Below are 24,158 nucleotides of genomic sequence, written 5' to 3' on the forward strand. Positions count from 1 at the left end.
ATTGTATAAAATAAAAAATAAAAAAAATGGATTTACAGTTAAAAGGGAAAACAGCTTTTGTGAGTGGTTCAACAGGTGGCATTGGTTATGCAATTGCACTTGGACTACTTCGCGAAGGAACAAAAGTTTATGTGAACGGAAGAACTCAAGAGAAAGTAAAGTTGACTGTAGATAAGCTAAGAAAGGAAATTCCTGGTGCATTTGTGGAAGGTCTGGTTGCTGATTTTGCCAAGGTAGAAGAAGTCAATTCTCTTTTTACTTTGTTGCCAGAGGTTGATATTTTAGTCAATAATGTTGGGGTATATGGCGAGCAGCCTTTTGAAACAACTGGGGATGATGTATGGTTTAATGATTTTGAAGTAAATGTACTAAGCGGTGTTCGCCTTTCGCGTCATTATGCACCTCTTATGAAAGCCAAAAATTGGGGACGGATTATTTTTATATCCAGTGAATCTGCTATAAATATTCCAGATGACATGATTCTTTACGGTGTAACAAAAACAGCCTATCTTTCTTTGAGTCGTGGATTGGCCAAATATCTCAAAGGTACCAACGTGACGGTAAATGCGATTCTTCCCGGCCCGACTTTAGCTGAGGGTACTGAAAAAATGTTTGAAGAAATTTCTAAAGATAAAGGCATTAGCATTAAAGAGGCTCAAATAGAATTTATTAAAGAAAAACGTCCTTCGTCTATTATTCAGCGATGGGCTGAAACTCAGGAAGTCGCCAATATGGTAGTTTATATAGCAAGCCCATTGTCATCGGCAACCACAGGTGCCGCCCTTCGAGTGGATGGTGGTGTTGTAGACAGTGCTTTTTAAATCCAATACAACAATAAATTAGCCAAACCAGCCAGGCTTATTTTAAGATCTAATTTGGGAAGGTTTGTGAAGAAATTTTTAGAAGCCTCCTGATAAAAAGCAAGATGTTTTAGTATTATTTAGTAATCTAGGATAAGCGTGGTAAAAACAGTAATAGCATGATATTAAAAACTGAAAAAACGATATACGAAGAATTTTCAAGCCATGAAAATGCAATTGATCAATTTCGTTCTGATGTACTTGAAGGTTTGACAAACACACCCAAAAAACTGCACTCTAAATATTTTTATGACACTATAGGAGATCGGCTATTTCAACAAATTATGGCCATGCCCGAATATTATCTTACCAATTGTGAGATGGATATATTTCAAAATAAGACTTCGGAGCTTGCTCAGATTATCTTAGAGAGTGGTACTGCATTCGATCTGATTGAACTTGGAGCAGGTGATGGGACCAAATCTGCATTTTTACTTAAGGACCTTTTAGAGAAACAGGCCGATTTTAATTATATGCCCATCGATATATCGGCAAATATATTGTCTGTTTTAAGTAGTAAACTAAAGGCAGATCTCCCTGAGCTTACCATTACTTGTTTGGAAGGGGAATATTTTAAAATGCTCGAAAAAGCAGCAAATTTATCTTCAAGACGCAAAGTGGTTCTTTTTTTGGGCGGTAATATCGGTAATATGGAAAAGGGGGAAGCCCTTGCATTTTGCAGCGATCTGAGTAGTTATCTTTCCCCTGGGGATATAGTACTGATGGGATTTGACCTTAAGAAAAATCCACAAATGATACTCGATGCTTATAATGATAAAACCGGGATTACAGCGGCATTTAATCTTAATTTGCTCACCCGTATTAACAGGGAACTCAGCGCCGATTTTTGCATCGAGAAGTTTGAACATTACCAGACCTATGACCCGCTATCTGGCAGCTGTAGGAGCTATTTAATCAGTTTGGCAGATCAGGTAATTACCATAGAGGAACGGTCTGTCGATTTTGAAAAAGATGAATTGGTTTATATGGAACTTTCACAGAAATATTCTCTACCCGAGATTGAAGCATTGGCAGAAAACTCCGGTTTTGTAACTATAAATCATATTATGGATTCCAAATCATGGTTCACCGATGTGGCCTGGGGCGTAGTATAACCTTAAAATAGAATAGTATGCAAGAGAAAGCAGCTAAAGTAAATCAGGAAATAATAAAGAAATTCATTAGCATCAGAGCACATTCTGAGCATATTTGTAAACCACTGGAAATAGAGGATTATGTTGTACAGCCTGTTGTGGATGTGAGTCCCCCTAAGTGGCATCTGGGGCATACTACCTGGTTTTTTGAAACCTTTATTCTAAAACCACATGATAAAAATTATAAAGTTTTTAATGAGCAGTACGATTTTGTTTTTAACAGTTATTACGAAAGTGTGGGGGCCCGTGTGGTACGTACAGACCGGGGTAATTTAAGCCGTCCTTCAGTGACGGATGTTTATCATTATCGTACTTATGTAGATCAGCACATGGAAACTTTTCTTAAAAGTAATCCCCTTTGCTCTGAAGTAATAGAACTACTGGAACTTGGACTTAATCATGAGCAGCAGCATCAGGAATTATTATTTAGTGACATAAAATACATATTGGGTCATAATCCGCTTTTTCCGGTTTATAGCCCTGCTGCTGTTTTGGACGAGTATACCGATCTAAGTAGTGAATTTATAGAAATAGCCCCGGGTATTTACGAAATTGGATATCAGGGAGAAGGTTTTTGTTTTGATAACGAACTTGGTCGCCACAAGGTGTATTTAGAGCGTTTCGAAATTGCCAAATATCCTGTAACAAATAGGCAATACCTTGAATTTATTGCCGATGGCGGTTATACCGATTTTAAATTTTGGCATTCTGAAGGATGGGAATGGGTCAAAGAAAATGCAGCTCAATCACCTCTATATTGGCATTACATCGATCAGAAGTGGATGAATTATACCTTGGCAGGTTTAAAAGATATAAACCTAAACGAACCGGTATGCCATATTAATTTTTACGAAGCCGCCGCATTTGCTTCCTGGAAAGGCATGCGTCTGCCTACCGAGGAAGAGTGGGAAGTAGCTTCCCCTGAGATAAAATGGGGAGAGCGCTGGGAATGGACCAATAGTGCTTATCTGCCTTATCCAGGATTTGAAAAAGCGGCTGGTGCCATAGGAGAATACAATGGTAAGTTTATGGTAAGTCAAATGGTGTTGCGCGGCGCCTCTGTTGCCACACCAAAAGGGCACAGCCGAGCTACTTACCGTAATTTTTTTCATCCCCGTCATCAGTGGCAGTTTATGGGTATACGTCTGGTAAAGTAATTAAATAGCAGTATAATATATGATCAGTATAGAAGGAGTTTCCAAAAGTTTTGGCCCAAACAAGGCAGTAGAGACGATTTCATTTCAGGCCAACGATAGAGAAATTCTAGTGTTACTGGGTACTAGTGGTTGTGGTAAAACCACGACCCTGAAAATGATCAATCGTCTGATAGAACCCGATAGTGGGACTATCTGTATTGATGGCAAGAATATCAGGGATCAAAAACCAGAAGCGCTTCGCAAAACTATCGGTTTTGTTATGCAGCATGCAGGACTTTTTCCTCATTATACAGTGGAGCAAAACATTGCCACAGTACCCAATTTACTCAACTGGGAAAAGCAAAAAATTAGGAAAAGAACTTCAGAACTTTTAGAGAAACTGCATCTTAATGAAAATATTCTGGGGTTATATCCTTATGAGCTAAGCGGTGGTCAACAGCAGCGTGTTGGTGTAGCCCGCGCACTTATGACTAATACTCCGCTTCTTTTAATGGATGAACCTTTCGGGGCTTTGGACACTATTACAAAGTCAGCTATTCACAATGAATTTAAGAATCTTGATGAGCTCAAAAACAAAACCACTATTTTGGTAACACATGACATTGTAGAAGCCTTTGAACTTGGACATCGGATTTGTCTTATGGACAAAGGACAGATCGTTCAAATTGGGTCTCCAAGGGAATTTTTATACCATCCTGTAAATAGTTTTGTAAAAGAGTTCTTTGCCAGCAATCGCTTAATGCTGGAATATAAAATTGCTTCAGTGAAGACAGTGGAGCCTTTTTTGAAAATGTCCTTGTCTTTAAAAGGGCAAAAAGAATTAAACAAAAGTGCCAATCTTTGGGAGGCCCTGCAAATTTTTAGTGGAGAGCAGAGTTTTAATGAAGATTATGAGATACTGGTACAGGCTTTTAATCAATACAGAAAACTCCAAAGCGTATGACACAGCAGCAAAGCCTTTGGCAATTTATGGTATCACAGCATGAAAAGCTGTTCTTGCAGATTGGACAACATCTGGGGCTTACTTTTTTATCGTTGCTTCTGGCTATTGTAGTTGGAATTCCCTTAGGTATCCTGATTTCCCGAAGACGCAGGTTATCTAGTCCTGTGTTAGGGGCGGCGGGCATATTGCAAACAGTTCCCAGTATTGCCCTTTTGGGTTTTATGATACCGCTTTTTGGTATTGGTATGGCCCCGGCAATAGTGGCACTTCTTATTTATGCACTGCTTCCCATTATCCGAAATACCTATACCGGAATTACAGGGGTGGATCCCACAGTTATAGAAGCTGCTACAGCCCTTGGAATGAATAAAACCCAGCGTTTGTTTAAAGTGGAATTTCCATTGGCTTTGCCGGTAATTATAGCCGGTATTCGTACCGCGGCTGTGATCAATGTTGGGGTTGCTACTCTTGCCTCTTTTGTGGCAGCGGGAGGACTTGGCGAATTTATCTTCGGCGGTATTTCCCTGAACAACACCAATATGATCCTGGCCGGGGCTATCCCTGCGGCTCTATTGGCTGTGATTCTTGATCTGGTAATTGGTTATCTTCAAAAATCCAGATTGCAAACCCTTAGAAGGACCCTTTGTATTATCGGTGGTATGTTTGTTCTCACAGGTCTTTTTTTTGTAGTTTCTTCAAAGCCAGAAGGTAAAATAATTGCCGGATTTACGCCTGAATTTATGGGGCGTCAGGATGGTGATTTAGGGCTTCGTTCTGTGTATGGCTTAAAATTGAATCCGTTAGTGGTCTCAGATGCTATTATGTATGAGGCTGCTTATCAGGGAAAGCTGGATTTAATTAGTGGCTATTCGACCGATGGAAGAATTAAAGCTTTTGACTTAGTGGTGCTTGGGGATGATAAAACCATATTTCCGCCTTATTATGCCGCTCCGATAATTAAAACCCAGACATTGAAAAAATTTCCGGGACTCGAGGGGATCCTAAATCTTCTGGCTGGGAAGATTAACGACAGTATTATGACAGGGCTTAATTATAAAACAGAACTTCTTAAGCAGACTCCGGAGAAAGTAGCTAAAGATTTTTTAGTTGAAAACGGACTGTATAAAAAAGCAAATCCAGGTACTGGGGAAACCATTAGAATCGGTTCCAAGATTTTTGGGGAACAATATATTCTGGCAGAGATCTATAAAATGCTCATTGAGGGTTCTAGCAATTATAAGGTAGAAACAAAAACCGGACTTGGCGGAACAAAAATATGCTTTGATGCTTTAATGAATGATGCTATTGACTTCTATCCCGAATATACCGGTACAGGATTGTTGGTTTTATTAAAACCTTCTGCACAGACCATCGAGGAAGTCTCAAAAGACAGTAGGAAAACCTTTGATTATGTTCAAAGAGAATTTCAGAAACAATATCAATTGCAGTGGCTCAAACCTATTGGGTTTAATAATGCCTATGCACTGATGATGCGAAGGGATCAGGCAAAGGAATTGCATATCAGCACGATTTCAGAGCTTAGTGAGTATTGCGCTAAAAAATAAGATTCAAACCAAAATGGCGTATCATGAAATATAATTTTGATGAAGTAATATCGCGTAGCAGTAGCGATTCCATTAAGTGGGACCAGATTCCCTTTGGTGAGGTACTCCCGATGTGGATTGCAGATATGGATTTTAAATCGGCACCTGCAATTCTAACTGCTTTGCAGAAAAGGGTTGATCATGGTATTTTTGGCTATACAGAGATCCCTGAAGCATTTTACGATGCCATAACCAGATGGTGGGAAAGAAGATATGGTTTCACTGTTGAAAAACAGTGGCTGGTACCGGTTTCAGGTGTTATCCCCGCATTATCGGCAGCCGTGCAATCGCTGTGCAAAACAGGCGATAAAGTAATCATACAATCCCCGGTTTACAATCATTTTCATACCAGTATTTTAAATAGCGGTCGGATTGCCATTGAGAATAATTTGATTTACAATAACGGCAGCTATACTATTGATTTTAAGGATTTGGCACAAAAGGCTGCTGATCCTAAAGTAAAACTTTTGATGATCAGCAACCCGCACAATCCTGTTGGTCGGGTATGGACAAAAGAAGAATTACAAACCATTGGAGATATTTGTATCACTTATAATGTGGTGGTGGTATCCGATGAAATTCATGCTGATTTAGTGTTTGAGGGGCATATTCATACTCCTTTTGCTTCACTTGGAGAAAAGTATAGTCTTAATTGTCTGACCCTGAGTTCTCCTAGCAAAAGTTTTAATTTAGCCGGATTACAGGTGGGGTATTTTTTTACCCAAAACGATCAGTTACGAAGAGCAATCCAATCTTCTTTTAAACTTATGGGAATAGAATTACTGAATTTATTTGGTATCACAGCGCTCATTGCAGCGTATGACCAATCAGAAGAGTGGCTTGACGCATTAAAACAATACCTTTACAAGAACTATCTCTTTCTTATAGAATTTACGGCCTTGTATTTACCCGAAATTAAAGTGACCCCTTTGCAGGGAACCTATTTGGTTTGGATGGATTGCACAGCCTTGGGAAAAACGGCAGATGAATTGACTCATGATCTACTGGAACAACAAAAACTTTGGATTAATCCAGGTAGTATGTATGGTGTCTCAGGTGAAGGTTTTATAAGAATTAACATTGCGGCTCCAAGAGCAGTTTTACAAAAAGGTCTTGAAAGGCTTTTAAACGGATTGTCTTAAAAAGCAATGTTAGTTTTATTACGTATAAATTAAAGATAATCTTATTGTAGATTTTTGCGATTTAGTGTGACCCTTTACAGGGAAGACAATCGGCCAGAAAAAAAAGCTGTCCAATCTGGACAGCTTTTTAAGAATAATAATTAACCCTTGGGTTTTATTTTTTAGCAGCGCTCACATCAATACCAATCTCGATATCTTTGCTAATCATCCATTCTGCTGGATCTGCTTCAGAGGCTCCAAATTTGATGTCCCAATCGGTACGGTTAACCGTAAATTTCGCTTGCAGTGTAGCAGTCCCGTCCACTATAGTAACTTTTGCAGGGAAAGTCACATTAAGGGCTTTTCCTTTAAGGGTAAGGTTACCGCTTATGGTTTTATTAGCCCCTTCTACAGCCCCTTTTACAGGAGTATCTAAGTTAGTAACACCGGTAATTTTAAAGTCTGCAGTTGGATTTTTTTCAACATCAAAAAAGTCAGCGCTTTTTAAATGAGCTTCTAATTCAGAGTATTTTTTGTCTTTTTCAGTTACCGATGCCGGGTCTACTTTTAGTGACTGCATATCTATTACAAAGTCACCTGCAGTCAGCTCATTGGCTTCAACTGAGATTTCCCCTGATTTAATGGAAAGTGTGCCCCAACGAGGCGCAAAACCTCCTTTATGAAATGCTTTCCAGTCTACTTTAGACGTTTGTAGGTTTACAGCTAATACTTCTCCCTTTTTTTCGGCAACCTGCTGTTCTTCACCAGTTGTTGTTTCATTAGAGGATTTTCCACCACATGCCGTTAAAAATAAAGTAACTGCGGCCAAGGTTAATACATTTAATTTTTTCATTTGTTTATGTTTAATTAGTTAAAAGGTCTATTATTTACAAAGCCTTATTTTAATGCAAAGTTCCTTTATTAAAAACAGAGAGGGTTATAATAATCGGAAATTTAGTGACAATTTAAGGAAAAAAGTTTTAATAATAATTTTACTTAGGATGATTTAAGGGGATAACAAAAGGATAGTTGTTGTTTTTTAACGGATATGCCCTTAGGAATATAAAGATAAATACTCTATGCTTTTTCTCAAAGAGGTATTGCACAAAAAAAGTGAATTAGAGCCCTGTCAAATTTTTTTAATCTTGTCATATGTGTCTTTAAGCGGGGATCAATCACTTTTTAGAGATTCTTATTTTTTTGTGAATTCTATGATCTGAATTTAAGTGTATTACTTAAACTAGGTTAAGAGTATTTCTTAATATAGTTTAAGGGCATAAGTTTATAATTATAGAGAACTTTGATAGGAAGATTTTATGCCTCATTTTTTATCTCAACTAATACGGGCATATATCAAGGCTATTATTTTCATCTTAAGGCTTTTCTTTTGAAAAAGTAATAGTGTCTTTTTATTAAAATATTTAATTATAACTTATCGGTATGGGTAAACAAACATACCAAATTTAGCAACCTTAAAATTTAAATTTATGGAAATTACAGCAGCAATAGTTGGTGAAAAAGGCAGTGATTTTAAACTTAGTAAAGTGCTTCTTGATGAGCCGGGCTTAGAGGAAGTATTAGTTAGAATTGTAGCAACGGGTATCTGTCATACAGATTTGGTAGCACGTGATTTTATCATGGGGTCGCCAAATTTTCCGGTTATACTTGGCCATGAAGGTGCGGGTATAATAGAGAAGATTGGTGAAGATGTGCATCACCTCAAAGTGGGTGACCATGTGGTGCTTACTTATGGTTATTGCGGAGAATGCGAGATATGCCGCAGCGGAACTCCTGCGTATTGTTATGAATTTTTCCAAAGGAATTTCTCAGGTGCCCGCGTTGATGGATCCCACAGCCATCATGATCATGACCACAAACCAATTAATGATAATTTCTTTTCACAATCCTCTTTTGCAACCTATTCTATTGCTCATAAAAATAATGTGATTGCAGTGCCTAAAGATGCGCCTTTAGAAATTTTAGGTCCCTTGGGCTGTGGTATACAAACAGGATCCGGAGCCATAATCAACACCTTAAAAGTTAAAGTAGGGAGCTCGGTGGTTATATCGGGTACTGGCGCGGTTGGACTTTCTGCTGTTATGGCGGCAAAAGCCAGTTCTGCAACTACTATCATCGCAGTAGATATCAACGATGAGCGATTGGAATTCTCTAAAGAGCTGGGGGCAACCCATACGATAAACAGTATGAGAGAGAATGTCCAGGAACGCATTAGAGAAATACTGCCCAATGGTGTTCAATATGCTGTAGATACTACAGGGCGCAATGAGGTTATTAATAACTCACTGGCTGTTTTGGCTCCCGTAGGCGAAATAGCCATAATTGGGGTTGCTACAAAACCATTAGAACTTGAAACCAATATCTTTTTGACAAAAGGCTACAAAATTAAATTTGTAAACCAGGGAGACAGTGTGCCACAGGAATTTATTCCTAAACTGATAAAAATGTATCAGCATGGCCAGTTTCCTTTTGACAAGCTTATTAAAACATATGCTTTTGAAGATATCAATCAGGCGGTTGAAGATTCTGAAAAAGGAAGGACTATTAAATCGGTACTTTTAATAGGTGATTATAAAGGATAATTAATTGAAAGAATGCCGGGTCACCGGCATTCTTTTGTAAATACAATAAGTAAACCATAGTATTGAAAAATACTGCCCAGAGGTTATTAATAAATAAAAACACTAAATCATGAGCAAAGTAATTGGTATAATCGCAGGAAGCCTGCGTAAAGAATCGTTTTCAAAAAAATTAGGTAAAGCTATATTGGCTATGGCACCCGAAGGTTATGAGTTTAAAACAATCAGGCTCGATGACCTGCCGGTATACAATCAGGATTTTGATGATGATCATAAAGTCCCGCCAGCCTATAGCTCTTTTAGGGATGAGGTAAAGCAACTGGACGGCTTTATTTTTATTACACCCGAATACAACAGGTCTGTACCGGCTGTACTTAAAAATGCGCTTGATGTTGGCTCACGTCCTTATGGTAAAAGTGTCTGGGATGGTAAGCCAGGGGCAATTTTTAGTAATTCCCCGGGTGCCGTAGGAGGTTTTGGGGCCAATCATCATTTAAGACAAAGCCTTGTATTTTTAAACATACCTGTTATGCAGCAGCCCGAGGTTTACCTTGCCAAGGTTAATGAACTTTTTGATGAAGACGGGATAATTAAAGAAGGGGGGACAAAAGACTTTATTAAAAACGCAGTTGATAGTTACATAGTATGGTTTAATCAAAACGCAAAATAATTCTAAAGACCATAGGCACAGGTTATAACCTGGAGTAGATAATAGCCATAAAATAACAAGTATGAAAATAAAGGATGTAGTAATTATAATCTTTGTGTGCCTTATAAATAATGGGGTTTTTGCTCAGCAAAACATAACCTTAACCATTCAAGGAAAAACGGCGGAGAAGTCCCAAAACAAAGAGCAGACCATAATACCTGATCCTAAATCAGGAAGCAGGATCGTATTTAATGTAACGAGCCCCTCGCTTAGTATTTACAAGCCTGAGAAGGGTAATTCAAATGGTATAGGTGTTTTAGTGTGCCCTGGAGGAGCATTTCATATACTGGCTTATGATGATGAAGGTGTCACTATCGCAAAGGAATTAGCTGCTAAAGGATACACAGCGGCAGTATTAAAGTACAGGCTGGTACCGGTGGATTCAAAAGATCCTTTTGGCAAGTTAAGTCAATACGCTAAGAATTTTGAGGTCTTGGAGTCCATTATGGCCCCTGTGGTACCTCTGGCAATTGAAGACGGTAAAACTGCGATGAAGTATTTAAAGCAGAATGCGGGGGCATTAGGCTTTGAGGCTACAAAAGTAGGGGTTATTGGCTTTTCTGCGGGCGGGACTATAGCGGCAGCCCTTGCAGTAGACCCAGATCCACAAGTTCAGCCATTATTTAGCGCTCCAATTTATCCATATTTAAACCCTGTAATCGATACAGCAGTTCCGGCTCTTGCACCACCTTTGTTTGTTGCTGTTACCCAGGATGATGATTTTGGTTTTGATCTCAATTCCCTTAAATTATACCAACGATGGAAATCTGCCAATGGGCTTGCTGAATTGCATGTGTATTCTAAAGGACATCATGGCTTTGCGAGCAAAAAACAGCAGCTTCCTGTTGATCAATGGATGGATAGCTTTACAGGGTGGCTTGTATCGATGGGATATGGTTCTAATTAATAATTATAATTTTTTATATTCTGTAGGAGAGACCCCGGCATATTGTTTAAAGAATCTGCTAAAATGAAATTGATTTTCAAAGTGGAGCCTGCTGGCGATCTCTTTTACAGAAAGTATATTTTCATTTAGGACTACTTTGGCCTCAAGAATTACCATCTCAATGATAAATTGGCGTGCTGTTTTACCGGTTTTTCGTTTTAGTAATTGGGTCAGGTACTTTTCATTGATATTTAACTTTTCTGCATAAAAGCTTACTTCCCTATGCGAAAGGTAATGTTGGGATAACAATTTTATAAATCTGTAGATTAGGCTTGCAGAGAGTTTCTTATCTACGGGGATTTCGTCATAGTACTGTTTAACTTTTAAAAGTGCTGCTCTGAAAAGATTTCGGATTACCTCATCATCATTGATGCGGTATGAATCTGCGTTTAACAGGGTATGGATTATTTTAGTTAGTTCAAGGAGCAAGGCATGGTCGCTTTGAGTTACTTTACTCAAAGCGACCATGCCTTCTTTGAGAAAGTTAGCCACATTAAAGTATTTACCTAGTATTCCGGCCTCAGTGAGGAATTCTGATGTAAAGAGCAGTGAGATAAAATGTACATTATCACCTTCCCAGAGCATTTCACGAATAGCGTAAGGGGGAACAATGAGTACTTCTTTTGCAGTCAATTCGTATTCAAAGAAATTGACTTTTATTTTCATGCTGTCCTTAATGACAAGTATTACCGAAAAATGGCCTGAACGGAAAGGCTTGTTTCGTATGAAATCACTATTGTGGTGGCTTGAATCATATACCAGAAGATCCGGCTGCCGGTGTTGTAAACCAATGTCCTGGCGGATAGCGGGAATATCTATGTTTCTATATGTACTTTCAGTAGGGATCTCCATTAGGTAATCTATATTATTTATATATCCTTTGTATATTTTTTATTTTCCTTTACAGTATGATAAAAGTAACTATCTTGCTGTTATGTTGGTTTTTATTTTAAAATATACTTAAAAACAAAGTTACTAATTTTTGATGAATAATAACTTTTAGATATATTATTGTTTCTTTTAGCTATTGCCCAGAGCCATTAGTATGGTGAACTTTGCCTATTAGAAAACTATGATGATGCAGCTATATTCTATAACTAAAAAAGTAGTCCTTTATTTATTTCTTTCACATGGCTCAATGGTGATGGCTCAACAAGATTCGCTAAAAATTTCATTGGGAGAGCTATTCAAAATGGCCGATGCTGGCAATAAGCAAATTAAGTTAAGCAATGCGCTTTTGGAGAGATCCCAGGTGGTAGTGCGTGATAAGAAAAATGACCGCCTCCCTACAGTAGGTGTAAACGGGTCAGTAGGCTATCTTACAAATGTGGGTGTTATTGGCTTGGGTACTATGAATTCCGGTTTTTATGACATGCCTCATTTTTCAAATTCGTATGCCCTTCAGGCAGGTTTGGTACTTTATTCGGGAGGAAAAGTTACAACTGCCATTGATATGGCAAAAATTGAAAATCGTATTGCCGGGCTGGACTTAACAAGAGACAGTCAAAGTATCAGATTGATGCTAACAGGATATTTTCTTGATCTTTATAAGGGATACAACCAAAAAAAAGTATTTGAGAAGAATATCACTTTAGGGCGTGATCTTTTAAAGAAGATTACCAACCGCTACCAATCAGGTGCTGCTTTAAAGAGCGATTTGATACGCAATGAATTACTGGTTTCTACTTATGAACTGGCGCTTTCCAAACTAACGGACCGTATTGCCATTACCAACTATAATATTATCAGTATGCTTGCCCTTGCCCAGGGTACGGTTTTGATTCCTCAGGCTGTAGAAATACCCCAGGCATCGGCTGAGCTCATAGGCAACGATAGTATTGAAAAAGTTATAAAGACTGCACTTGCCGGCAATGCTGATTATCAGAAATATGCCCTGCGTGTTGCTTTGGCTCAAAAAAGAAAGCAACTGGTAAAATCTTCTGATTATCCTCAAATTGATCTTTTTGTCAATTCTACTTTTGCCCGACCTTATACCTTTGATATACCGGCAAAAGATATTTATGCCTATAATAATGCTATTGGCTTAAGGGTAAGCTATTCTCTTAGTAATTTATATCAGAGTGGCAGAAAAAAAGATATTGCCCAGAGCGATATCAGTATTGCAACACTTACGCAAGAGTTAGCCAAAGAATCTTTAAGCAGGGAGGTAAATAGTGGTTTTATAAACCTCAAGCAGTCATTTAACCAACTCAATACTTTATACAAACAACAGGAACTGGCACAGGAAAACTACAAAAGGATAGCTGATAGTTATCTGGAACAGCTAACGCTTAACACAGAGGTTACCGATGCCAGCAATCAAAGGCTGGAAGCCGATCTTAGGGTTACTGATGCGCAGGCTGAGATACTGTTTAATTATTTCCAGCTCTTAAAAAGCCTGGGACAACTTTAATCTTATTTTATGAAGAATCATCAAAGACAGGCAATGAACAAGACCACCATTATTTTTCGCCTTTTTATGGGTTTGTTGGCTATAGTAGTACTTATACTTACAGGGGTTTATTTTCTTAATTTTGATCAGGGACGCTCTACGGATGATGCCCAGGTACAACAGCTTTTAACACCGGTTAATGCCCGGGTGGGCGGTTATATAAAAAGGGTTTATTTTAAAGAATTTCAGTGGGTAAATAAAGGCGATACTTTGGTTGTAATCGATGATACCGATTACAGAGCGCAGAAGGAGCTTGCCCAGGCCGCACTGATGGACGCCGAAGCAGGGAAAAAGGTAACTGTATCGGGTGTTAATACACTTGCCAATGGGGTTGCTGTTTCTGCAGCACGTACAGCCGAGGTAAAGGCAAAATTATGGAATGCCGAGAAAAACTTTAAGCGATATGCGACATTGCTGGAAAAGGAGTCGGTAACACAGCAACAGTTTGATCAGGTGAAGAGTGATTATCAAGCCTTGAAGGCTCAGGTTGAAACATTGGAAAGAGCTCGTGTTGGCAGCACTTTGACGGTTCAGGAAGGTAATGGCAGGGTTTTGGTTAACCAGGCTGCACTTAAGAGGGCGCAAGTGCAATTAAACATAGCCAGTATTAATCTGGGTTATACCGTTATTACTGCAGCCTGTGATGGTTATCTGGGCAGAAAAACCATAACCGAAGGACAGTTGGTACAAGCCGGCCAGCAACTCAATACAATAATTGACAACGAGAATAAATGGATCACGGCCAATTTTAAAGAAAGACAACTATCGGGGATAAAAGTGGGACAAAAGGTTAAAATTAGTATAGATGGGATACCCGGGACTATCATATGGGGAAGGATAGGGGCATTTGCCTCGGCTACCGGAGCGGTATATTCCATGGTACCGGTTGATAACGCAACAGGCAATTTTGTAAAGATACAGCAGCGCATACCGGTACGTATCGAAATAGAACGTAATACCAGTGCCGGTATCCTTTCACAACTCAGAGCCGGTATGAACGCAGTAGTAACAGTACAATAGCAATTTATGGATACTCTTTCAAAACCTACCATTGCAGCTTTTCATAGTTTTGTCCCACGTCTTGTCAGGATAACATTATTTGTGCTTTTTGCCTTAATATTTCAGTTTTCCAATACCGTCTACCTTAATCTAACGGGTACCCTTACAGGTGCGAGCCAGATGCTTAAAGAAGACCTGACTTTTTTCTTCCAGATGACTATGGCAGGGCTTTGTTTGGTATTTCCGATGCTTTTTCGGTTTAAGTTACGGTTTACCTCACGCCAAATTATCACCACAAGTGCTCTAATTGTGGCTGGTATGATGGCCATAGCAATGTACTCAGATTCTATTATACTACTTGCAACAGCTTCATTTATATTGGGGGCAGCAAAGATGGTGGGGACTTTTGAAACCCTGGTTTCTATTCAGTTGATCATCACTCCTAAAAAAGATTATGGTGTTTTCTTTAGTGTAGCATTAGGACTTGTGCTGCTCAGCGGACAAGTATCAGGTATCTGGGCTGTGCAGCTTAATTATGATTATGACTGGAGGGCTATATATCGCATTTTACTGGCAGCTCATGCTGTAATGATTTTACTGGCACAACTGGTATTGCACGATGTACGCGTAGCCAAAAAGTTGCCCTTGTACGGTATTGACTGGCTTGGTGCATTGTTATGGAGCCTTTTGTTTACTTGTATCACCTACATTTTTAGTTACGGACAGATCATGGACTGGTTCTGGGCAAAGCAGATTAGGGTTGCTGTTTTCTTATCCTTACTTTTTGCAGTAATTACTTTATTTTGGATGTTTCGCGCTGGAAGGCCCTATATTCACCCGGAGGTATTTAAGATTAAAAGTGTAAATACAGCAATTTTCATGATCCTGCTCATGCAGCCTTTTTTATCGGCAAGCGTTAGTGTTATGGGCCCCTTTACCATGGGGGTATTACAACTTGATGATCTTAACAATGCAGCCTTAAACTGGTATATTGCCTTAGGTATTCTTACAGGCAGCCTCTTTAGCTATGGCTGGTTCAGATGGTATAACGGGCCATTTAAGCTTTTCTTTGTAATAGCTTTTTCTAGCCTGAGCCTGCATTACATTCTTTTGTATTTTTCCATTGGAAGCTTAGCTGATTCTTCGGTGATTGCCCTGCCTTATTTCCTAAGAGGCTTTGGTAATATTCTTTTGTTTACAGGCACCGGAAAGTACATTACGCGTGATGCCGGTCCGGCTATCTTTACACAAGTGCTTTGTTATCTGGCTATGGCCAGAAATGCGGTGGGCAGCCTTATTGTGGCCTCGCTTTTGGGTTATGGACAATATACCAGCACCATGGACTTTCATACAAAACTCGCCGGCAATACCGGTACGTATTCTCCTGAAGTTGCGGCTTTTTATTCTGCCGCTTACAACAAGGCAATCCTTGGAGGAAGCAATACAACAGATAGTGCTATCCTGGCGGCAAAAGGGCTTTATGGTAAAGTAAACCAACAGGCTGTTCTTTTGGCAGGACGGGAAATTTTCGGCACTATGGCCATAGTGGGACTGAGCATAATCCTGCTACTGCTTTTCTGGCATTTTTCCGCGGATATAACACGAAAAATTCCCTCATGGAAAGATATCCGATCCGTAACCAGATAAAATGGATTAATTAATTTCTGCTGTTTTACGGGGATTATATATAACCTTTAGGTATGCTTTTATTTCTTTGAGGCATTGCCACAACCAAACAAAAAAACAAAATTTGCCCCTTTTAAATTTGAGAAAAATATGTCAGTTACTATAGAACTTAAAAGTAATAAAGTTACCGTCGCGGTAATGCGAAAAATGAAGGCAACAGGAGAAAAAATCAGTATGTTAACGGCATATGATTTTACCATGGCCAGTCTTTTAGACCAAGGGGGAGTAGATGTTATACTTGTGGGGGATTCTGCCGGTAATGTAATGGCAGGCTATGATACCACGCTGCCGGTTACCCTGGATCAGATGATCTATCATGGGGCGTCTGTACGCCGTGGAGTGAAGCGGGCTTTACTGGTAGTGGATATGCCCTTTGGGACATGCTGTGGTAACCCTTACGATTCACTGGCTAATGCCGTTGCCATTATGAAAGGTACCGGCGCCGAGGCATTGAAAATTGAAGGCGGTGAAGAGCTGCTACCTGATATAAAAAAAATTATAGCTGCAGGGATACCTGTTATGGGGCATCTGGGGCTTATGCCACAGTCGGTTCACCGTTATGGAGGCTTTGGTCTTCGTGCCCAATCGGAAGCTGAGGCCGAGAAATTAAGACGTGACGCATTACTATTACAAGAGGCGGGCTGTTTTGCCATTACCTTGGAAAAAATACCCGCTGGTCTTGCCGGGGAGATAGCAGCATCATTATCGATACCAATAATAGGTATAGGAGCAGGGGGCAATGTAGACGGGCAGGTACTGGTTGTGCATGATCTGCTGGGAATGAACCGGGATTTCAGTCCTAAGTTTGTACGAAAGTATGCAGATTTATACAGTATTATAACAGAGGCAGTCTCGGGATACGTTAGTGATGTAAAAAGCATTAAATTCCCATCTCAAGACGAATGGTATTAAACTTTTTAAGACGCCCCTTTTATCGTATTTACTAATCCTGCTAAGGACATAATAAAAAACTCAGTTATTCCTAAAATAGCGCTCTATTTGGATATAACTGAGTTTTGGAATGAGAGAATAATAGCCACTGAAAATTACTTTTAAAGTAATTAAAACAGCCTTCTGAGTATTATTGTTTGTAGATGACAAGATCTTTAAAAAAACCTTCGGTACCTATGTCAACAAACAGTCCGATGCCGCCTTTGGCATCGAGTCCCAGTTTTAGATCGTTTACGATCAAAGAGGGTTCTTTGCGCCCGTCAATGTATAATTTTGCCTGTTGGCCTTTGACAACGATTTTAAGGGTTATCCATTTGTTGAGTTCCATATCCTCATATGATTCGTAAACACCAGGAGCTACTTTTCTGCTGTCTGTAAATTTAAAATCGGGATAGGCAAAATATTGTGTAGAGCGGTTTCTGCGAAGCTGATCCTCTGCCATGGCATTTGCGGGTCTGATGTAGATGGCTTCAAACTTAGAATTATCCTCATTAATGTGAAATGCTACACCTATAAAACCACGTGCGTGGGAAGGGGCAGTTTTTAGTATTTTACTCAACACCTTCACTTCAATTGTGCCCTGAGCAAATTCAAGATTATTGATTCTGGCATAGGTCGGTTCATCATCAAGGACAATAGTTGAATCTTTAACCACCCGTATGGCTTTGCTTCCATTTACTTTACTCTGAGAAAGGTAGATTCCTACTGGCTTTAAGTCAGTATCAGTAAGTTTTATCTTTTGCGCAAACAGACCCGGGCTAAAAAGCACCGTCAGCACTGCATATTTAAAAATATTTATCATCTTGATTAATTAGGTATTCAATTTAATGTTGTAAAAAATATTGTACAGCCGGCCAGGCAACAGTCCATTTTTGTAGAAAAGCGCCATGCCCCGCACCGGGAATAACACTAAGCTGGCCTTTTGCAATAAATTTAGCAGCAGCAGCAGCATGCTCAACAGAAACAAAATTATCACGATCGCCCACCATAACCAGGACAGGACATTTAATAGTGCTAAAGAGTTTCTGGTCGGCCACAAGTTTGGTATTGAATTCATGCTCTACACGTTCAAAGAGTTCCGGGAGTCTTTTTGGCTCGGGCATCAGGGCCAGCTGCTGATCCATAAAAGTTTTATCAAGGCTAAAAGCCTGCTCTACAGTAATCGTATTTCCAGTGTCTCCAGGATGTCTTTCTGCTGCTCCAACGACTACTAATTTTTTAACTTTGGCAGGATAAAGGCTTGCAAGCATATAGCCCGTATAACCTCCGTCGCTAAAACCTATCACGGTGGCACTATCTTTTGTTACTGCATTTAATACCGTGGCGGCATCTTTGGCTTTTAGCTCGTAGGTATGAGGCTGATTACCCATTTCTGATTTTCCGTGACCTCTGGTAGAGATGGCTATTACCTGATGATTAACCTTTAGGCTGTCAATGAAATGGTACATCTCAAAGGTAGACCCCAATATACCCCCATGGAGCAGCACAACAGGTTCTCCCTTGCCATATAGTTCATAATAGATCTTTGCATCGCCCGAGGTTATATAATGCCCTGCAGCTTGATTGTTGCCATAAGGAGGTGTTTTTGGGGTTATAACCTCTTGCTGTAAGGCATAACGCATAGTGACAGGATTTTTTTGCTGACTCTGCACAAGGCTGTTGGTTAAAACCAGTAGAAGTATAAGATATTTTTTCATCGTGTATTTTTTTACAAAATTAAAAACTAAATAAATTCTCAACAATAATCTATTTCAATAAAAATACTTGAACTAGTTTAAGACTTACTGGAGTTTTATGATGTAAAGTACTGAAAAATAATGAATTTTCTGATAACAAGAAGTTACAGGATAAGCTATAATTCACTTGGAGTTTAAGTTTTTTTCTTAAACTAGTTTATGGTTAACAGAGCAAGGGAAGAAGACCGTGTTTGTTGCAAGGTTTTACCCCGGATATTACCCAAGTATAAGCAGGGCAGTCTTTTATTTGCTTAGGATAGCATAAAAATATTCCTTGAGTTGCGTACTGAGTGTCTCTTTATTGTCAAGCCGGGAATTTTGCGACTTAAAAAGATCGTCTATAAAAGGGCTTCCTGAGAAAACACGAGGTACAAATGCTATAATATTCAGCGCAACCAGATCTACATTTACTTTTTTAAAAATACCGCTTTGAATGCCATCGAGGATAATGCTTTTCACCAGATCAAAATTCTTATGTGTACCTTTTGTGATTACCTCTTTAATGGCTGACTGATGCAACAGTGTCAATTCTCTGCTCAGCAGGCGATGAAAATTACGGTGCGTGTCTATGAAAGAGCCGTAAATATCCAGAAAGCTGTCTAGTTTTTTAGCGGCTCCCTGGTTTTGATCCATTTTTAAGAGTGCATTTTGGTAGGCTAAAAATCTTCTTTGGAAAATGGTTAGATACAGGTTTTCTTTAGATCCAAAATGATAGTTCACCAGGGCAAGATTTACGTCTGCTGCCCGGGCTATTTCTCTAATTGTTGTTCCGTTATACCCTTTATCGGAGAATAGGGTTTCGGCAGTTTCCAACAATTTTTTCTTAATTCCACTAATATCTTTTATTTCCATATCCTTTTTAATTGTCAGTGCAGCTTTAATACTCAAGTAAAGTAGATCAATTAAAAATTTTGCTGCATCAAAATCTGATTGTATTTAATAATTGGATTAGCTCTGGCTCTGCGGCACTGCAAAAAAAGCAGCAAAGCTGGCTCAGCATCTATACCTATTATAATCCATACGTATAATTATCAAAATAAGAAAAGAGGACTATAATTCGTGATCCGCTACAATCTTCTTTCTTATTTTACTTAAAAACTCAGGAGTAATTCCCAGATAGGAAGCAATTTGGGTGTTGGGTACCCTGTTGAATAATCCAGGATACTGTTTTACAAAACTAACATAGCGTTCCTCAGCTGTGGAGCTGATATTCTGGAGAATACGATTTTGAAAATCCATATATTTTTGTTCGGTAATAATTCTGAAATTACGATCGAATTTATGGTAATTAATAAAAAGATATAAGAGATCATCATGCTGTATCTGGAGCACTACTGAAGGCTCGAGCGCTTCAATGTACAGGCGGCTTGGTTTTTGTTCATAAAAGCTCTGAAGGTCGCTTATCCAGTCATTTTCAACTGAAAACTGCAGGTTATGTTCCTTGCCTGCAGGATCAACGGCAAACATTTTAAAGCAGCCTGAGACAATAAAGAAGTAATGACGGCATATATCGCCTTCCTGCAGCAGATATCCTTTACGTCTGATGGCTCTTTTTGAAAACAATCGTATAATTTCCTCCTGTTCCTTATCGTTTAAGGGGAAGAACTGATTGAAAAAACGGATCAATTGCCCTGTAATAGGCTCAGTATATGCGGAAGGAGTGGTATTGTCCATACTATTGTTATAATCAGTAAATATAAGAAATATTGACTTTGTGCTGACACTTGATCAGATTATGTGTCGCTTGGGTGTTTAATTTGTTCTACCCATGTCGTTTATTATAGCTGGCATGCTTTTTTGGCAAAAGATTCCCCCACTACAAAATTATCAAGATATGCCTCAAAACCAACACCGGTGGACTCATTATAGAGTAATACATCACCGAGTCCCGGTGCGGAGGTTTTAATAATATCTCCTTTGGAGAGGTTACAGCTGTCAATAAGTTCAAAAATTAAAAATATTCCGTCTGTTATGTACAACGAGTATAATGCTCCGGCGGTGTTGATATGATATATAGTGCCTTCCATGGTTTTGTTTGCTTAGGTTATTTTAGATTTCAGCGCTATGCTAAAGCTTGCTATACCAAAGTCAGTAAAAGGTTTATCTTTTCTTGTATTTAGCAAAAGGATTAAACGACACACCAAAATTCATGTAAAAAGAAGGGTCGTTTTTAACTTCAAAAACCGGATCGGCATAGGAGCCGCTCTTTTCAAATATTCTTCCGTTGGGACTTAATCTGATTCCTGTTTTGGCTGATAGAAGGAAATAGTTGGCAATCATATGTTCGTAGAGCAGTCCTGAATTAATATCAAGCTGTCTGAATTCGTATTTTTTTGAAGTGCCGTCGATGTTATATAAATAGAAGTTGGTCTGATCCAGTTCGGTACCCAGGGAAATCCTGCCGTTTTCAAACACGTTTTTTCTCAGCATCATGCTTTTAGGCAGGTTGATATCGAGAATAAGTCCATTGTTAAAGTGGTGTTCATAGGAAACCGTTGGAATAAAGGGACTTTGTGCGCTGGGATCAATATTGATAAGAATACCTACACTAAGTTTGGTTCTTTCGTTAGAGGTTAATACCATTGTTCCGGTAAAGATTGCTTTTACACGTTCGAAATGCTGCTCACTTCCGTCGACCATAACTGTGGAGCTAAAGAAAGTTGTTTTTTTAAAGAGCTTGGTAAAATAGACAAAGTTAAGGGCACTGAACTGGTAATGAAAGTCTTGTTCAACGGCTGTTTTTTCTGCTGTTGTAGGTGAGGTAAGCAGTGATTCGGAACTGAGGTACTTGTATCCAAGGGTTGCCCCAAGCATCCATTTTCTTGTCTTGATAAAGTTGTAATTGGCACTTATTTTTGCCTGATTAAGTCCGTCAACCCTGCTCTGAGGCAGTTTTGTGTTGCCCATCTCGGGAGTAAAATTGTAAGGAGCAACGTGCGTGAATTCCACATTAAGGGCACGGGTTATAGGGAACTTGTCCGCGGCATAGGCAATAACCTTTTTTTTGATGCTGTCTGATTGAGTCTGAGAAAAGCATGCCAGAGAAGGCAAGAGTACGCAGCAGAAAAAGAGTGTTTTTTTTAGAATTTTCATAATTTTACATTTGATTAATAGCAATTTGTGATCTGGTCTCCTGGATTTGGCCCATGGAATTGTTACCGGCAGGAATCAGCCCATGTAAATTCTTGCGGGTAATTCTCGGCACAAAAGAAGTAATAATGGCAATACGCTTTTTTGATTTTATACCAAATCCTTTCCAAATTCGACTAAATGGATTATTTAGGAAAATTTGTAGTACAAGGAAGGGGTTTGGTATAATTTCGGACGATTGAAAAAAGGCAATGCCTTATATTTGTCTCACTAATTAATTTAAAGACAGTACTATGAAGCATGCCACAGAACAGATCAGGGATAAAGAAGCAATTGATTTACTTGTGGAGGACCGTTATCGCATTGCCAGGCATGCACTCTTGTGGCTGGGACTTTTGGCCATTGTTTTTTTCTCGAACTGGCTCAAGGAATATAGCGGGCAGACCAAATATTTAAGGCTGCTTTGTGTGCATCTTTTGTTTATTGTGATGTTTTATATCAATATGTATGTTTTGGTACCTCGTTTGTTTTTTCGAGGCCGTTATATTCTTTATTTTCTTTTTCTTTTTATACTTGTTGTGGTAGGGCTGGGACTCATGTCGGGTATCCTTAAAATCTATCTGGATCCTAAGGGACTGGCCGATGTGCGTCAGAACGGTATTGACGATACGGGTTTTTATGAGGGGATTATCATTGTGATTCCTATTATTTTCATGACCACGGCCTTTCAGCTTTTTAAAAGGTGGAAAATCGACAGCCAGAGGATCGCTGAACTGCGTAATCTTACCCTTTCAATGGAACTTATGGAGCTTCGCAATCAGATTAATCCGCATTTTCTTTTTAATATGCTAAATGGGATAAAGGCTCTGATCCGCAGTAATCCTGAAAAGGCAACACAGGTGATTATGAAGCTTTCTGAGTTTTTGAGGTATCAGCTCTATGAGAATAATGAGGAGAAGACTCCCCTTAGATCCGAGATGGATTTTCTTTCCAATTTTATGGACCTGGAGATGCTTCGCCGTGATCATCTGACTGTAGATATCCAGAGTAAAACTGCTGGGAAAATACTCAGTACGGTTTTTATACCGCCGAATCTTTTTACCACTTTTTTAGAGAATGCGGTTAAACATAGTGCGGATGTAGGGGAGAGTCCTGCTTATATTTTTATAACTTTGGAAGTGAAAGACAGGAGATTGGAATTTGTATGCCGCAATTCCAAGAATCCGCAGTATGTTGCTCTTGAGACAGAGAGCAGCGGACTTGGCCTTCCTAATATAAAAAGACGCCTAAAGCTTTTATACAAAGATGATTTTATACTTGATATTAGTAGCCAAGAAAATGAATTTACCGTTAATTTAAATATTCCCATATGAATTGTATAATTATTGATGATGAACCTCTGGCACGTGAGGAGATGAAGGCGCTGGTGGAAGAGGTTTCAAATCTTGAGATTTTGGGGACTTTTTCCAATGCACAAACTGCCTTGGAATATTTAAAGAGTCATAGTGTTGATCTGATCTTTCTGGACATCCAGATGCCTATGGTCACCGGTTTGGAGTTTGCCAGAAGGATTCCCGGGCAAAGCCTAATTGTGTTTACCACAGCCTATCCTCAACATGCCCTTAAGAGTTATCAGCTTGATGCTATTGATTATCTTTTGAAACCCATAGAAAAATCCCGTTTGGAGAAGGCTATACTTAAAGCCACGACCTATCTGGGATTGCTTTCCGATGAAACTGAAAAAAGTACTGTTGAGACCAATAATGAAGATTATCTGGTTATCAAGTCCGATCGTCGTTTTCACAGGATTGCTTTTGGGGACATCCGTTATATTGAAGGGCTTAAGGATTATGTTGTGATTTATACCAAAACCAACAAGCTTATTACAGCGATGAACCTTAAAAATATCCACCAGAAGGTCCCTGCGGGAATTTTCATGAGGGTTAGTAAATCGTATGTCATCAACAGGAACTTTATTGATTCCTTTGACCATCATACCATTTATTTGGGAGAGACAGAAATCCCTTTAGGAGAAGTTTTTAAGAAGGAATTTTTCAACAAATATGCAAGCAGTTCCTTTAATACGGAAGGCACTTAAAAGAACCTGACTTTTTAAGGTAATACATAGTACAGTAAAAAATAGATAGCCAGTC

Annotated in this window: 23 protein-coding genes; 15 read left to right on the forward strand and 8 right to left on the reverse strand. The window is 39.1% G+C overall.

The window, feature by feature from the left end; translation table 11 throughout:
• The first annotated feature begins 26 nt into the window (after window positions 1–26).
• The 6 genes from CHB81_RS19595 to CHB81_RS19620 all read left to right on the forward strand — a co-directional run bounded on the left by CHB81_RS19595 (window position 27) and on the right by CHB81_RS19620 (window position 6,860).
• Window positions 27–821, forward strand: coding sequence for an SDR family NAD(P)-dependent oxidoreductase (locus CHB81_RS19595; RefSeq protein WP_089353532.1), 795 nt, complete (start codon window positions 27–29; stop codon window positions 819–821).
• Window positions 822–979: 158 nt separating this feature from the next.
• Complete coding sequence (locus CHB81_RS19600; protein ID WP_089353533.1) at window positions 980–1,975, forward strand: L-histidine N(alpha)-methyltransferase; 996 nt, start codon at window positions 980–982, stop codon at window positions 1,973–1,975.
• A 17-nt stretch (window positions 1,976–1,992) separates the two neighbouring features.
• On the forward strand, window positions 1,993–3,171 hold the full coding sequence (gene egtB / locus CHB81_RS19605) for an ergothioneine biosynthesis protein EgtB (RefSeq protein WP_089353534.1): 1,179 nt from the start codon (window positions 1,993–1,995) through the stop codon (window positions 3,169–3,171).
• A 19-nt stretch (window positions 3,172–3,190) separates the two neighbouring features.
• On the forward strand, window positions 3,191–4,114 hold the full coding sequence (locus CHB81_RS19610; protein ID WP_089353535.1) for an ABC transporter ATP-binding protein: 924 nt from the start codon (window positions 3,191–3,193) through the stop codon (window positions 4,112–4,114).
• Window positions 4,111–5,679, forward strand: coding sequence for an ABC transporter permease/substrate-binding protein (locus tag CHB81_RS19615; RefSeq protein WP_089353536.1), 1,569 nt, complete (start codon window positions 4,111–4,113; stop codon window positions 5,677–5,679). Before CHB81_RS19610 ends, CHB81_RS19615 begins: the two co-directional genes overlap by 4 nt.
• Window positions 5,680–5,702: 23 nt before the next feature.
• Complete coding sequence (locus tag CHB81_RS19620) at window positions 5,703–6,860, forward strand: MalY/PatB family protein (protein WP_089353537.1); 1,158 nt, start codon at window positions 5,703–5,705, stop codon at window positions 6,858–6,860.
• A gap of 154 nt (window positions 6,861–7,014) precedes the next feature.
• On the opposite strand, the gene CHB81_RS19625 is transcribed toward CHB81_RS19620, so the two are convergent.
• Complete coding sequence (locus CHB81_RS19625) at window positions 7,015–7,692, reverse strand: YceI family protein (protein WP_089353538.1); 678 nt, start codon at window positions 7,690–7,692, stop codon at window positions 7,015–7,017.
• 634 nt (window positions 7,693–8,326) lie between these two features.
• On the opposite strand from CHB81_RS19625, the gene CHB81_RS19630 reads away from it, so the two are divergent.
• The 3 genes from CHB81_RS19630 to CHB81_RS19640 all read left to right on the forward strand — a co-directional run bounded on the left by CHB81_RS19630 (window position 8,327) and on the right by CHB81_RS19640 (window position 11,052).
• Window positions 8,327–9,439 (forward strand): NAD(P)-dependent alcohol dehydrogenase, encoded by a 1,113-nt coding sequence (locus tag CHB81_RS19630; protein WP_089353539.1) that lies wholly within the window; start codon window positions 8,327–8,329, stop codon window positions 9,437–9,439.
• A gap of 109 nt (window positions 9,440–9,548) precedes the next feature.
• Window positions 9,549–10,106 carry an NADPH-dependent FMN reductase gene (locus CHB81_RS19635; RefSeq protein WP_089353540.1) on the forward strand — a complete coding sequence of 186 codons (558 nt, stop codon included), beginning with the start codon at window positions 9,549–9,551 and terminating at the stop codon, window positions 10,104–10,106.
• Between the two features lie 61 nt (window positions 10,107–10,167).
• A complete protein-coding gene (locus tag CHB81_RS19640) occupies window positions 10,168–11,052 on the forward strand; it encodes an alpha/beta hydrolase (protein ID WP_089353541.1) in 885 nt (294 codons plus the stop codon).
• Between the two features lie 3 nt (window positions 11,053–11,055).
• Here the strand turns inward: CHB81_RS19640 and CHB81_RS19645 are convergent, their stop codons facing one another.
• On the reverse strand, window positions 11,056–11,943 hold the full coding sequence (locus CHB81_RS19645) for an AraC family transcriptional regulator (RefSeq protein WP_089353542.1): 888 nt from the start codon (window positions 11,941–11,943) through the stop codon (window positions 11,056–11,058).
• 220 nt (window positions 11,944–12,163) lie between these two features.
• Here CHB81_RS19645 and CHB81_RS19650 point away from each other — a divergent pair, with 220 nt between their 5' ends.
• From CHB81_RS19650 to panB, 4 genes are all read left to right on the forward strand, one after another.
• A complete protein-coding gene (locus tag CHB81_RS19650; RefSeq protein WP_089353543.1) occupies window positions 12,164–13,504 on the forward strand; it encodes a TolC family protein in 1,341 nt (446 codons plus the stop codon).
• 9 nt (window positions 13,505–13,513) lie between these two features.
• Complete coding sequence (locus tag CHB81_RS19655) at window positions 13,514–14,563, forward strand: HlyD family secretion protein (RefSeq protein WP_089353544.1); 1,050 nt, start codon at window positions 13,514–13,516, stop codon at window positions 14,561–14,563.
• Between the two features lie 6 nt (window positions 14,564–14,569).
• Window positions 14,570–16,189 carry a hypothetical protein gene (locus CHB81_RS19660; protein ID WP_089353545.1) on the forward strand — a complete coding sequence of 540 codons (1,620 nt, stop codon included), beginning with the start codon at window positions 14,570–14,572 and terminating at the stop codon, window positions 16,187–16,189.
• Between the two features lie 129 nt (window positions 16,190–16,318).
• A complete protein-coding gene (gene panB / locus CHB81_RS19665) occupies window positions 16,319–17,140 on the forward strand; it encodes a 3-methyl-2-oxobutanoate hydroxymethyltransferase (protein ID WP_089353546.1) in 822 nt (273 codons plus the stop codon).
• Window positions 17,141–17,309: 169 nt separating this feature from the next.
• Here panB and CHB81_RS19670 read toward each other — a convergent pair whose 3' ends face one another.
• From CHB81_RS19670 to CHB81_RS19695, 6 genes are all read right to left on the reverse strand, one after another.
• Entirely contained in the window at window positions 17,310–17,981 is a 672-nt protein-coding gene (locus CHB81_RS19670) for a hypothetical protein (RefSeq protein WP_199232493.1), read from the reverse strand.
• A 22-nt stretch (window positions 17,982–18,003) separates the two neighbouring features.
• Complete coding sequence (locus tag CHB81_RS19675; protein WP_089353547.1) at window positions 18,004–18,876, reverse strand: alpha/beta fold hydrolase; 873 nt, start codon at window positions 18,874–18,876, stop codon at window positions 18,004–18,006.
• A 282-nt stretch (window positions 18,877–19,158) separates the two neighbouring features.
• On the reverse strand, window positions 19,159–19,767 hold the full coding sequence (locus CHB81_RS19680) for a TetR/AcrR family transcriptional regulator (protein ID WP_132022470.1): 609 nt from the start codon (window positions 19,765–19,767) through the stop codon (window positions 19,159–19,161).
• A 198-nt stretch (window positions 19,768–19,965) separates the two neighbouring features.
• A complete protein-coding gene (locus CHB81_RS19685; RefSeq protein ID WP_089353549.1) occupies window positions 19,966–20,589 on the reverse strand; it encodes a Crp/Fnr family transcriptional regulator in 624 nt (207 codons plus the stop codon).
• A 104-nt stretch (window positions 20,590–20,693) separates the two neighbouring features.
• On the reverse strand, window positions 20,694–20,942 hold the full coding sequence (locus tag CHB81_RS19690; RefSeq protein ID WP_089353550.1) for a hypothetical protein: 249 nt from the start codon (window positions 20,940–20,942) through the stop codon (window positions 20,694–20,696).
• A gap of 73 nt (window positions 20,943–21,015) precedes the next feature.
• Window positions 21,016–22,008, reverse strand: a complete 993-nt coding sequence (locus CHB81_RS19695) for a DUF6268 family outer membrane beta-barrel protein (protein ID WP_089353551.1) — start codon at window positions 22,006–22,008, stop codon at window positions 21,016–21,018.
• A 290-nt stretch (window positions 22,009–22,298) separates the two neighbouring features.
• Between CHB81_RS19695 and CHB81_RS19705 the strand changes: the two genes are divergently transcribed.
• Both CHB81_RS19705 and CHB81_RS19710 read left to right on the forward strand, forming a co-directional pair.
• Window positions 22,299–23,378, forward strand: a complete 1,080-nt coding sequence (locus CHB81_RS19705) for a sensor histidine kinase (protein WP_089353553.1) — start codon at window positions 22,299–22,301, stop codon at window positions 23,376–23,378.
• Window positions 23,375–24,103 (forward strand): LytTR family DNA-binding domain-containing protein, encoded by a 729-nt coding sequence (locus CHB81_RS19710; RefSeq protein WP_089353554.1) that lies wholly within the window; start codon window positions 23,375–23,377, stop codon window positions 24,101–24,103. The genes CHB81_RS19705 and CHB81_RS19710 overlap by 4 nt, the downstream gene beginning before the upstream one ends.
• The last annotated feature ends 55 nt before the right edge of the window (window positions 24,104–24,158 follow it).

This window comes from Flavobacterium sp. ov086 (assembly GCF_900187965.1).
Taxonomy (GTDB): Bacteria; Bacteroidota; Bacteroidia; order Flavobacteriales; family Flavobacteriaceae; genus Flavobacterium.

Bases quoted from the DNA above. Each gene is read 5' to 3' on its own strand.
- CHB81_RS19595 (WP_089353532.1), top strand. From the start codon at position 27: ATGGATTTACAGTTAAAAGGGAAAACAGCTTTTGTGAGTGGTTCAACA.
- CHB81_RS19600 (WP_089353533.1), top strand. From the start codon at position 980: ATGATATTAAAAACTGAAAAAACGATATACGAAGAATTTTCAAGCCAT.
- egtB (WP_089353534.1), top strand. From the start codon at position 1,993: ATGCAAGAGAAAGCAGCTAAAGTAAATCAGGAAATAATAAAGAAATTC.
- CHB81_RS19610 (WP_089353535.1), top strand. From the start codon at position 3,191: ATGATCAGTATAGAAGGAGTTTCCAAAAGTTTTGGCCCAAACAAGGCA.
- CHB81_RS19615 (WP_089353536.1), top strand. From the start codon at position 4,111: ATGACACAGCAGCAAAGCCTTTGGCAATTTATGGTATCACAGCATGAA.
- CHB81_RS19620 (WP_089353537.1), top strand. From the start codon at position 5,703: ATGAAATATAATTTTGATGAAGTAATATCGCGTAGCAGTAGCGATTCC.
- CHB81_RS19625 (WP_089353538.1), bottom strand. From the start codon at position 7,692: ATGAAAAAATTAAATGTATTAACCTTGGCCGCAGTTACTTTATTTTTA.
- CHB81_RS19630 (WP_089353539.1), top strand. From the start codon at position 8,327: ATGGAAATTACAGCAGCAATAGTTGGTGAAAAAGGCAGTGATTTTAAA.
- CHB81_RS19635 (WP_089353540.1), top strand. From the start codon at position 9,549: ATGAGCAAAGTAATTGGTATAATCGCAGGAAGCCTGCGTAAAGAATCG.
- CHB81_RS19640 (WP_089353541.1), top strand. From the start codon at position 10,168: ATGAAAATAAAGGATGTAGTAATTATAATCTTTGTGTGCCTTATAAAT.
- CHB81_RS19645 (WP_089353542.1), bottom strand. From the start codon at position 11,943: ATGGAGATCCCTACTGAAAGTACATATAGAAACATAGATATTCCCGCT.
- CHB81_RS19650 (WP_089353543.1), top strand. From the start codon at position 12,164: ATGATGATGCAGCTATATTCTATAACTAAAAAAGTAGTCCTTTATTTA.
- CHB81_RS19655 (WP_089353544.1), top strand. From the start codon at position 13,514: ATGAAGAATCATCAAAGACAGGCAATGAACAAGACCACCATTATTTTT.
- CHB81_RS19660 (WP_089353545.1), top strand. From the start codon at position 14,570: ATGGATACTCTTTCAAAACCTACCATTGCAGCTTTTCATAGTTTTGTC.
- panB (WP_089353546.1), top strand. From the start codon at position 16,319: ATGTCAGTTACTATAGAACTTAAAAGTAATAAAGTTACCGTCGCGGTA.
- CHB81_RS19670 (WP_199232493.1), bottom strand. From the start codon at position 17,981: ATGATAAATATTTTTAAATATGCAGTGCTGACGGTGCTTTTTAGCCCG.
- CHB81_RS19675 (WP_089353547.1), bottom strand. From the start codon at position 18,876: ATGAAAAAATATCTTATACTTCTACTGGTTTTAACCAACAGCCTTGTG.
- CHB81_RS19680 (WP_132022470.1), bottom strand. From the start codon at position 19,767: ATGGAAATAAAAGATATTAGTGGAATTAAGAAAAAATTGTTGGAAACT.
- CHB81_RS19685 (WP_089353549.1), bottom strand. From the start codon at position 20,589: ATGGACAATACCACTCCTTCCGCATATACTGAGCCTATTACAGGGCAA.
- CHB81_RS19690 (WP_089353550.1), bottom strand. From the start codon at position 20,942: ATGGAAGGCACTATATATCATATCAACACCGCCGGAGCATTATACTCG.
- CHB81_RS19695 (WP_089353551.1), bottom strand. From the start codon at position 22,008: ATGAAAATTCTAAAAAAAACACTCTTTTTCTGCTGCGTACTCTTGCCT.
- CHB81_RS19705 (WP_089353553.1), top strand. From the start codon at position 22,299: ATGAAGCATGCCACAGAACAGATCAGGGATAAAGAAGCAATTGATTTA.
- CHB81_RS19710 (WP_089353554.1), top strand. From the start codon at position 23,375: ATGAATTGTATAATTATTGATGATGAACCTCTGGCACGTGAGGAGATG.